Source organism: Streptococcus sp. 17.1 (assembly GCF_016648655.1).
Classification (GTDB): domain Bacteria; phylum Bacillota; class Bacilli; order Lactobacillales; family Streptococcaceae; genus Streptococcus; species Streptococcus salivarius_E.
On sequence record NZ_JACLQM010000030.1, the window covers coordinates 1 to 11880 of the forward strand.

At 42.1% G+C, this 11880-nt stretch carries 4 protein-coding genes; 1 reads left to right on the forward strand and 3 read right to left on the reverse strand.

The window, feature by feature from the left end:
• Window positions 1–126: 126 nt before the first annotated feature.
• From rpoC to pbp1b, 3 genes are all read right to left on the reverse strand, one after another.
• A complete protein-coding gene (gene rpoC / locus H7T99_RS10200) occupies window positions 127–3765 on the reverse strand; it encodes a DNA-directed RNA polymerase subunit beta' (protein WP_037603707.1) in 3639 nt (1212 codons plus the stop codon).
• A 100-nt stretch (window positions 3766–3865) separates the two neighbouring features.
• Window positions 3866–7447: a DNA-directed RNA polymerase subunit beta gene (rpoB, locus tag H7T99_RS10205; protein WP_037603705.1), complete on the reverse strand. Its 3582-nt coding sequence runs from the start codon at window positions 7445–7447 to the stop codon at window positions 3866–3868.
• 359 nt (window positions 7448–7806) lie between these two features.
• The gene (gene pbp1b / locus H7T99_RS10210) at window positions 7807–10230 is read right to left on the reverse strand and encodes a penicillin-binding protein PBP1B (RefSeq protein WP_037603702.1); all 2424 of its coding nucleotides are present in this window, start codon (window positions 10228–10230) and stop codon (window positions 7807–7809) included.
• A 101-nt stretch (window positions 10231–10331) separates the two neighbouring features.
• Here pbp1b and tyrS point away from each other — a divergent pair, with 101 nt between their 5' ends.
• Entirely contained in the window at window positions 10332–11588 is a 1257-nt protein-coding gene (gene tyrS / locus H7T99_RS10215; protein ID WP_003092098.1) for a tyrosine--tRNA ligase, read from the forward strand.
• Window positions 11589–11880: the final 292 nt, after the last annotated feature.

The window sequence follows — 11880 nt, forward strand, 5'->3', positions numbered from 1 at the left end:
CATACAAAAAGAGAAAACCTATCAGGTTCTCTCTAGATGTTAGCTTTTCGTCACCCACTACAGTTGACAAAGAGCCATAAATACGAAAAGAACTCACAATTCATTGTGAGTTCTTTTGATTTCGTTTTAGTCTTCAGATGATTCCACAATTGCTTCATCAACAGCAATGTTTTCAATAACTTCGACTTCGTTAACTGAAAGTGGTTCAATGTTACGGTAACGAGCCATACCTGTACCAGCAGGAATAGTCTTACCAATGATAACATTTTCTTTAAGACCAAGGAGATGGTCTTTCTTACCACGGATAGCTGCATCTGTAAGCACACGTGTTGTTTCTTGGAAGGAAGCCGCTGACAAGAATGAATTTGTTTCAAGTGAGGCTTTCGTAATACCAAGAAGGACTGGACGAGATGTTGCAGGAACACCACCAGAGATAACAATATCCTTGTTAGCATCTGTGAAGTCAGAAATGTCCATAAGTGTACCTGGAAGGAGATCTGTATCACCTGGATCCATAACACGTACTTTACGAAGCATTTGACGAACCATTACTTCGACGTGTTTGTCACCGATTTCTACCCCTTGGCTACGGTAAACTTTTTGCACTTCTGCAAGAAGATAAGTTTCAACTGACAAGGTATCACGCACTTCAAGGAGACGTTTAGGTTGGATTGACCCTTCTGTCAAGGCTGCACCACGGTGTACTTCGTCACCCACTTCAACTTTCATACGAGCTGTAAATGGAACAACGTATTCACCCATTCCAGTCTTACCTTGAACGAAGACTTTCTTAGTACGTGTTGCGGCATCTTCTTCGATTTCAATAACAGTACCTTTAACTTCAGTGATAACCGCTTCCCCTTTAGGGTTACGTGCTTCAAAGATTTCCTGGATACGTGGAAGACCCTGTGTGATATCGGTATTTGAGGCTACCCCACCGGTGTGGAAGGTACGCATAGTAAGCTGTGTACCAGGTTCCCCGATAGATTGAGCGGCGATAGTACCAACTGCTTCACCAACTTCAACCGCATCACCTGTTGCCAAGTTGATACCGTAACAGTGACGGCAGACACCGTGACGTGTGTTACATGTAAAGACTGAACGGATAGTTACTTCTTCAACACCAGCATTGACAATAGCAGCAGCCATGTCTTCAGTAATCAAAGTATCTGGACCTACGATTACTTCACCTGTTGTAGGATTCTTAACTGATTTCTTAGTGTAACGACCTTGAAGACGTTCTTCAAGTGTTTCCGTAACTTCTTTACCGTCAGTAATCGCACGGATGAGAAGACCACGGTCTGTTCCACAGTCATCTTCACGGATGATAACATCTTGGGCAACGTCAACCAAACGACGAGTAAGGTAACCTGAGTCGGCTGTCTTAAGGGCCGTATCGGTCATACCTTTACGCGCACCGTGAGTAGAGAAGAACATTTCCAAAACGCTCAAACCTTCACGGAAGTTTGAAAGGATAGGCAATTCCATGATACGTCCATTAGGAGCAGCCATCAAACCACGCATACCGGCAAGTTGAGAGAAGTTAGAGATGTTACCACGAGCTCCTGAGTCCATCATCATAACGATTGGGTTCTTAGGATCTTGTGTCTCAATCAGACGTTTTTCAAGTGCTTCTTTCGCTTCACGCCATGTTGTTGTAACAGCAACATAACGGTCATCATCTGTCATCAAACCACGACGGAAGGCCTTGTTAATTTCTTCAACACGGTGGTGAGCAGCATCGATAATTTCTTGTTTGTTATCGATAACTGGGATATCGGCGATACCCACTGTCAAACCAGCAAGTGTTGAGTGGTAGTAACCAAGGTCTTTCAAACGGTCAAGGAAGGCTGATGTTTCAGTCGTACGAAGACGTTTGAAGGTTTCAGCGATGATGTTACCAAGATTTTTCTTCTTGAATGGCGCATTAATTTCCAAACTATCAATAACTGTTTGGATATCTTGACCTGGTTCAAGGAAGTACTTATCTGGTGTACTATCTGTCAGGTTCTCATTTGTTGTTTCTTGAAGATATGGAATTTCTGCTGGAATGATTGAGTTAAAGAGAATCTTACCAACAGTTGTAACCATAATCTTGTGAAGTTGGTTTTCTTTCCAAGGTTTATCAGGCATGCTGTCTACTGCGATACCGACACGGCTATGCAAGTGAACATAACCATTACGATAAGCCATAACTGCCTCATCAATATCCTTGAAGACCATACCTTCACCCTCACGGCCTTCTTCTTCCATAGTCAAGTAGTAGTTACCAAGAACCATATCCTGAGATGGCGTTACGACCGGTTTACCGTCTTTAGGGTTAAGGATGTGTTCAGCCGCAAGAAGGAGCAAACGTGCTTCAGCTTGAGCTTCTTCAGACAATGGAACGTGGATGGCCATTTGGTCACCGTCAAAGTCGGCATTGTAGGCCTCACATACCAATGGATGAAGACGAAGGGCCTTACCATCAATCAAGACAGGTTCGAAGGCCTGGATACCCAAACGGTGGAGGGTAGGTGCGCGGTTAAGAAGTACTGGGTGTTCCTTGATAACATCTTCAAGAATATCCCAAATACGTTCATCACCACGTTCAACCATACGTTTAGCGGCTTTCACGTTACCTGCGTATTCACGCGCAACGATTTCACGCATCACAAATGGTTTGAAAAGTTCGATGGCCATCAAACGTGGCACACCACATTGGTACATTTTAAGTGTTGGACCAACGGCGATAACGGAACGTCCAGAGAAGTCAACACGTTTACCAAGCAAGTTTTGGCGGAAACGACCTTGTTTACCTTTAAGCATGTGGCTCAAAGATTTAAGTGGACGACTACCTGGTCCAGTGATTGGACGACCACGACGTCCATTATCGATAAGGGCATCTACCGCTTCTTGCAACATACGTTTTTCGTTTTGCACGATGATACCTGGGGCATTCAATTCAAGCAAACGAGCCAAACGATTGTTACGGTTGATAACACGACGATAAAGATCGTTCAAGTCAGATGCCGCAAAACGTCCACCATCCAATTGAACCATTGGACGAAGGTCTGGTGGCAATACTGGCAAGATGTTAAGCACCATCCATTCTGGTTTGTTACCAGACTTGTAGAAGGCATCAAGAACGTCCAAACGACGAACAGCTTTAACACGTTTTTGACCAGTTGCTGTTTTCAACTCTTCTTTGAGTTCAGCAATTTCAGCTTCCAAATCTACTTGTTTCAAGAGATCTTGGATAGCTTCGGCACCCATTTTAGCGACAAATGAACCATGTCCATACTCTTGCAATTTTTCACGATATTCACGTTCTGTCAAGAGAGATTTTGGTTCAAGTGGTGTTTCCTTTGGATCAATAACCACGTAAGCTGCGAAGTAAATAACTTCTTCAAGCGCACGAGGACTCATGTCCAAAGTCAATCCCATACGAGAAGGGATTCCCTTGAAGTACCAGATGTGTGATACTGGTGCTTTCAACTCGATGTGACCCATACGTTCACGACGAACCTTAGCACGTGTTACTTCAACACCACAGCGGTCACAAACGATACCTTTATAACGGATACGTTTGTATTTTCCACACGCACATTCCCAGTCTTTGGTAGGACCAAAGATCACTTCATCGAAGAGACCTTCGCGTTCTGGTTTGAGCGTACGGTAGTTGATTGTTTCAGGTTTCTTAACTTCACCATAAGACCATGAACGGACCTTAGTTGGTGAAGCTAGTGTGATTTGCATACTTTTAAATCGATTTACGTCAACCACTAGTATTACCTTTCTTTTATTCTATTGACAATAGCAGCGCTATTCTCACCTTTATCAGCTACCTTAGTAGAGAGAGTGAACTCCCTCTCTAAAGCTTATTTTATTCTGTTTTATCTGAAGCTTCTTCTTTAGCTTTTTCTAATTCAGCAGCTTCTTTGGCTTGTTGTACACGTGCTTTTTCAAGATCATCAACGTGCATGACATCATCGTCTTCACCTTCATCAAGATCACGTAATTCAACTTCGTAGTCATCCTCATCAAGGACACGCATATCAAGACCAAGTGATTGCAATTCTTTAACAAGTACTCGGAATGATTCTGGTACACCTGGTTTTGGAATTGGTTTACCTTTAGTGATAGCTTCATAGGCTTTCAAACGTCCGTTAACGTCATCTGACTTGTAAGTCAAAATTTCTTGAAGGATATTTGATGCACCATAAGCTTCAAGGGCCCAAACCTCCATCTCACCGAAACGTTGTCCACCAAATTGCGCTTTACCACCAAGAGGTTGTTGGGTAACAAGTGAGTAAGGACCTACTGAACGAGCGTGAAGTTTATCATCAACCATGTGGTGAAGTTTGATCATGTACATGACACCAACTGACACACGGTTATCAAATGGTTCACCTGTACGTCCATCGTAAAGGATTGTCTTAGCATCACTATCCATACCTGCTTCACGAACAGTATCCCAGAGGTCTTCTGAGCTTGCTCCATCAAAGACTGGTGTTGCGATGTGGATACCCAAGTTACGTGCAGCCATACCAAGGTGAAGTTCCATAACCTGACCGATGTTCATACGTGATGGCACCCCAAGTGGGTTCAACATGATATCAACTGGTGTACCGTCTGGAAGGTAAGGCATGTCTTCAACCGGAACAATACGAGAAACAACCCCCTTGTTACCGTGACGACCGGCCATCTTATCTCCGACCTTGATCTTACGTTTTTGAGCGATGTAAACACGAACAAGCATGTTAACACCTGATTGCAATTCGTCACCGTTTGCACGTGTGAAGATTTTAACATCACGAACGACACCATCACCACCGTGAGGTACACGGAGTGACGTATCACGTACTTCACGAGATTTATCACCAAAGATAGCATGGAGAAGACGTTCTTCAGCAGAAAGGTCTTTTTCACCCTTAGGTGTTACCTTACCAACAAGAATGTCACCTTCTTTAACCTCAGCACCGATACGGATAATACCCATTTCGTCAAGGTCTTTGAGGGCTTCTTCACCAACGTTTGGCAATTCACGTGTGATTTCTTCAGGCCCAAGCTTTGTATCACGTGTTTCTGATTCGAATTCTTCCAAGTGAACAGATGTATAAACGTCATCTTTCACAAGACGCTCACTCATGATAACGGCATCCTCGAAGTTGTAACCTTCCCATGTCATGTATGCGACGATAGGGTTTTGACCGAGGGCCATTTCTCCACCTTCCATAGATGGACCATCAGCGATAAAGTCACCTTTTTCAACAATATCGCCAACCTTAACCAAAGTACGTTGGTTATAGGCAGTACCTGAGTTTGAACGACGGAATTTTTGAATAGTATAAACATCAAGAGAACCATCTTCACGACGAACTTCAACTTTATCAGCATCAGAGTAGACAACTTTACCGTCGTGTTGGGCGATAACTGCAGCTCCTGAATCGTGGGCAGCTTGATATTCCATACCAGTACCAACATAAGGTGCTTTAGGATCAATCAAAGGCACAGCCTGACGTTGCATGTTGGCACCCATAAGGGCACGGTTAGAGTCATCGTTTTCTAAGAAAGGAATACATGCTGTCGCAACGGCAACTACCTGTTTAGGAGAAACATCCACGAAATCTACAAGGTGTGATGGGTACTCTTGGTTATTACCTTGGTGACGACCCATAACGATTTCTTCTGCAAATGTTCCATCTTCGTTCAATTTAGAGTTAGCCTGAGCAACTGTGTACTCATCTTCTTCATCAGCAGTCAACCAAACCACTTCGTTGGTTACTTTACCAGTTGCACGGTCAACCTTACGGTATGGTGTTTGAATGAAACCGTACTTGTTAAGGTGTCCATATGAAGACAAGTTATTGATCAAACCGATGTTAGGTCCTTCAGGTGTTTCAATTGGACACATACGACCGTAGTGCGTGTAGTGCACGTCACGAACTTCATATCCGGCACGGTCACGTGTCAAACCACCAGGTCCCAAGGCTGACAAACGACGTTTGTGTGACAACTCTGACAATGGGTTGTGTTGGTCCATGAACTGTGACAACTGTGAAGAACCGAAGAATTCTTTAACAGCAGCAGTTACAGGGCGAATATTGATGATTTGTTGTGGTGTCAAGACTTCGTTATCTTGAACTGACATACGCTCACGTACGTTACGTTCCATACGAGCCAAACCAATACGGAATTGGTTAGCAAGCAATTCACCAACCGCACGGATACGACGGTTACCAAGGTGGTCGATATCGTCTACTTTACCGATACCTTCAGCAAGGTTGAGGAAGTAACTCATTTCAGCCAAGATATCCGATGTTGTCAAAGCACGAACTTTGTCATCTGGGTTGGCATTACCAACAATTGTAACCACACGATCTGGATCATTTGGTGCAACAACCTTGAATTTTTGAAGAACAACAGGTTCTGTAACCACCGCATAATCGTTTGGTGTGTATACAAATTTGTTCAAATCGCCATCCAAGTATTCTGCGATTGAATCAATCACATCACGTGTCATTTCAGTACCAGCTTCAACAAGGATTTCACCTGTTTCAGGATCTACCAAGTTTTCAGCAATTGTTTGTCCCAAAAGACGTGTCTTGATGTTAAGTTTTTTATTGACTTTGTAACGACCAACAGCAGCCAAGTCATAACGACGTGGATCAAAGAAACGAGCTACAAGCAAGCTACGTGAGCTGTCGGCAGTTTTTGGTTCACCTGGACGAAGACGTTCATAAATTTCTTTAAGCGCTTCATCAGTACGTGAATCTGCTGGGTTTTTGTGGATATCTTTTTCAATGGTATTACGAACCAACTCGCTATCACCAAAGATATCAACAATTTCGTCATCACCTGAGAATCCAAGCGCACGCACAAGTGTTGTGAATGGAATCTTACGTGTACGGTCGATACGAGTGTAGGCAATGTCTTTTGAATCTGTTTCAAGCTCAAGCCATGCCCCACGGTTAGGGATAACTGTTGATCCATAACCCACTTTACCGTTTTTATCAACCTTATCGTTAAAGTAAACACCAGGTGAGCGCACCAACTGAGAAACGATAATACGTTCACCACCATTGATGATGAAAGTACCCATCTCAGTCATAATAGGGAAATCTCCGAAGAAGACTTCCTGAGTTTTGATTTCACCAGTTTCTTTGTTAATAAGACGGAAAGTCACAAAGATAGGTGCTGAGTATGATGCATCGTGGATACGAGCTTCTTCAAGTGTATACTTAGGCTCTTTCAATTCGTAACCAACGAATTCCAATTCCATAGTGTCTGTGAAGTTTGAGATAGGAAGTACATCCTCAAAAACCTCTTTAAGACCAGTATCCAAGAATTCTTTGAATGAATCCGTTTGGATTTCAATCAAGTTTGGTAAATCAAGAACTTCTTTGATTCTTGAAAAACTACGACGGGTACGATGTTTCCCGTATTGAACGTCATGTCCTGCCAAGTCTTCTACTCCTTTTCTACATTCGAGACCTGCTTTGCAAGTCGTGCACTTTAAATATTTGTCTTCTGCCTTGTTCAGTTGCTTGTCCCATTAACAAGTAATTAAACACTAATATCCACTTATCTGATTAAGGATAAGCAAAAAACTTAGTATTTGAATTTTTAGAACCTTTAAATATGAGTTACAACACTTGAAAATCCTAAAAATAAGCACAAAAATAGCAGCTAAATCTGACCGAAAAAACGTTGATTTAACTGCTGTATCTCTTGATTGGACAATATTTCAACCAAGTAAGACGACAAATAGTTGTCTATATTATACCTAATTTTTTGCTTTTTTGCAAGTTTTCTTGGGAATTCCTAATGCCCTCCAAGAATACTAGACCAGGCTTTTTGATAGTCACTGTCAGTTCCACCAACAGCAAACTTGTAGGTCGTATCTCCAGGTCCATTTTTAGCCCAATAAGTATCAACCATTTCACCACTTACAGAAACATTACGACCATTGACAGACACTGTTGCTGGTTTAAGACCTGTTGATTTGAGCACACTTGCCTTAATAGCACTTGAATCGATATTAAACTTATCTCCCGTTTTAAAAATACCTGGATTGGCATTGTAGATGGCGGATGTCAAACGAGCCATATATTGGGAATTATATATGTAACCCGTTTTAGAATTGGTAGGTGCATTGTTGTCATAACCAGCCCAACCTCCAAGGGTAATACCAGGCGTCGACACTATCAACCAAGAATCTACAAAATTATTTGTCGTTCCTGTTTTACCCATCCAGTCAGCTGAAGCCGCTGCACCATTGACATTTTTCAACTCAGAATGAAATTGAGTTGTCGCTCCCTTAACCACAACTTCTTTGAGTAAGTTATCCATGATACTAGCCGTAGCCCTTGAAAAGACTTGCACCCCTTCAGATTTATGTTGATAGATAACTTCGCCAGTCCGATCAGTAATACTATCAATCATATGGCCCTTCTCATAGACGCCACCATTTGAAAGCATCTGATAGGCATTTACTTGCTGGGCAACTGTGGTTTCAACCCCCCCACCAAGAGGCAAACTCTCGATATTGTAATTAGCAATCTTATAACCCATCTTGGTCATGTAACCCTCAACATCAACATCATGATGTTGAAGCATTTGATAAGTCCAAAAGGCTGGAATGTTCCATGAGGTATTGAGTGCCTCTTGTAGGTTCATCATAGCTGTCCCCTTATCACCATCATGGAGAATAGGCGTTCCACCCGTAAAATTAGTTGGGTAGTTAGAAAGGATACTTGAGCTCCCCATCAAACCTTGATCAATAGCAATTCCATAGGCAATAATAGGCTTAATTGTAGATCCCGGAGAGCGTGCCGTATCAAAGGCATGGTTATTTTGGTTATTTTCGTAACTACGACCACCAACAAATCCTAGAATTGCTCCAGTCGCATTATCCATGAGCACATTTCCGACTTCAACTCCACTATTTCCACCTTGGTCGAGGAGGCCACCATATTGACTCGCAGCATCTTGCATCGCATTATAAACTGCATTATCAATAGTTGTCTTAACGCTGTAGCCACCAGTTTGTAGCTCTTGTAGGGCCCTCTCACGATAGCTTTCCTTGGTTTTATCATTTTTCAAATCTTGACTCGATACCTTGTCACGTTTAATTAGATAATCATACATGACATCCTGGGCCTCAGACATAACAGAATAGTACAAATAGTCATGACTTACAGCATCAGACTTCTCACCAGCCTTGAAATCTTTAGTGATATCATAACCCTTATAGCTTTCATACTGCGACTTATCTAGATAGCCACCGCGATAAAGATTGTAGAGTACATCTTGCTGACGTGCTAAGCCATAAGAAAGATCCTCTGCATTTTTTAATTGACCATCAGCTGTATAAGGTGAGTAGACAATCGGGCTCTGTGGCAAACCTGCCAGATAGGCCGCCTGAGGAACTGTCAAATCCGCTGCAGATACCCCAAAGATACCTTGAGCAGCCTCCTCAATACCAGCAATATTTTTCCCCTTGTTGTTACGTCCAAAAGGAGAAACATTCAGATAATCGGTTAAAATTTCATTTTTAGAAGCGCGACGCTCCAATTGTAAAGCATAGATAATCTCTGCCGCCTTACGTTTAAAGGTTGGCGCATCGCCTGTTACCTGTTGCTTGATTAACTGCTGCGTTAGCGTCGAACCACCACTTGAAGAGCCAACCCCCAAAACTGATGACACCAAAGCCCTAAAAACTGCCTTTGGTACAACACCCTTATGCTTTTTAAAATTTTCATCCTCAGTCGCAATGATGGCATTTTTGACATTGTTAGAAATCGCATCACTCTCAATAGGTGTTCTCAGCAAGTCAGTATCAATATCCGCAATCTTCTTGGAATCAGAATAGCTCATCGAAGATACCAAACTAACCTCACTAATCTGATTCAACAAGGTTTTGTCCTTAATCGATGGAACAGACTCAATTTGACTCCCCAGATAACCCAAACCAATTCCTGCACCGAATAAGGTGAGAACGATAATAACCACATAAAAGAAATCAGACAAGAGCTTTAAGGTTTTTAAGAAAACATCACCCATGTCTAAGAGTGTCATCCCATCCTCAGGCGACTTCCGTGCTTGCTTACGATTCCACTTAGATCCAGTCGTAGCTTTCCTTTCTTTAAAAGATTTATCTCCTCTTTTAGACCTAGAACCAGCAAACTTTGTACGAATAGTCTGCCCTAGTCGCCTAAAATAATTTATTATTTTTTCAAAATTCATAGAAATACCTCAAAGCCTATTATAACAAACTTTGACAAAGCTTGCATAGGGTTGCTTTCTTTTGGTATAATGGTGCAGAATATACTTTACTGGAGAATATCATGACAATTTTTGAAGAACTAAAAGCACGTGGCTTGATTTTTCAAACCACTGATGAAGAAGCCCTTGTAAAAGCCTTTGAAGAGGGACCAGTCTCATACTACACTGGTTATGACCCAACAGCAGACAGTCTCCACCTTGGACACCTTGTCGCTATCCTTACAAGTCGCCGACTTCAATTGGCTGGACACAAACCTTACGCCCTCGTTGGTGGTGCAACAGGTTTGATTGGTGACCCATCATTTAAAGATGCTGAACGTAGCCTGCAAACCAAAGAAACTGTTGAAGGTTGGGTTGAAAAAATCCAAGGACAACTCTCTCGTTTCCTTGATTTTGAAAATGGTGACAACAAGGCCGTTATGGTCAACAACTATGACTGGTTTGGTTCAGTCAGCTTCATTGATTTCTTGCGTGACGTAGGTAAATACTTCACGGTTAACTACATGATGAGTAAGGAATCTGTTAAGAAACGTATCGAAACAGGTATCTCTTACACTGAGTTTGCCTACCAAATCATGCAAGGTTACGATTTCTATGAACTCAACGATAAGTACGGCGTAACCCTCCAAATTGGTGGTTCTGACCAATGGGGTAACATGACAGCAGGTACTGAGCTCTTGCGTCGTAAAGCAGATAAATCTGGACATGTCATCACTGTACCACTTATCACAGATTCAACTGGTAAAAAATTCGGTAAATCTGAAGGTAACGCTGTCTGGCTTGATGCTACTAAAACAACACCTTACGAAATGTACCAATTCTGGCTCAACGTTATGGATGATGACGCTGTTCGCTTCTTGAAGATTTTCACTTTCTTGTCACTTGAAGAAATCGAAGAGATCGGTAAAGAATTTGACCAAGCTCGTCACCAACGTTTGGCACAAAAGGTTTTGGCTCGTGAGGTTGTTACTTTGGTTCACGGTAAAGAAGCTTACGAACAAGCTGTTCACATCACTGAACAACTCTTCGCTGGTAACCTTAAAGCTCTCTCAGCACGCGACCTTAAAGTTGCCCTCAACGGTGTCCCAACATATGAAATTTCAGCAGATGAAAATCTGAACATCGTTGAACTTCTCGTCAATGCAAAAATTTCACCATCTAAACGTCAAGCACGTGAAGATGTCCAAAACGGCGCTATCTACATCAACGGTGAACGTGTACAAGACTTGGATTACACTCTCTCAGACACAGATAAAATTGATAATGAAATTACTGTTATCCGTCGTGGTAAGAAGAAAAACTTTGTCTTGACTTACTAATTTATGGCTATTCTCACTCCTTAATGGAGTGAGTTTTTTTTTACCAAAAAGAGCAGTAGGATTGATTCCCAACTACTCTCTTCAGAACACAAAAAACCAGCACTAGGCTGGTTTTCGAGGGCTCTATAATTTCTGTAGTGGGTAAAACCACTGTAGAGATTATAGAGCTTTTTGAGTGTACACAAAAAGTCCCATAAGAACTATAATGAAAAGCGACCAAACCATCATTAGGAAGAACTTATGAGACTTATTAAGAATACCACAGAATTAATCGGAATTAAAGACCAAAATA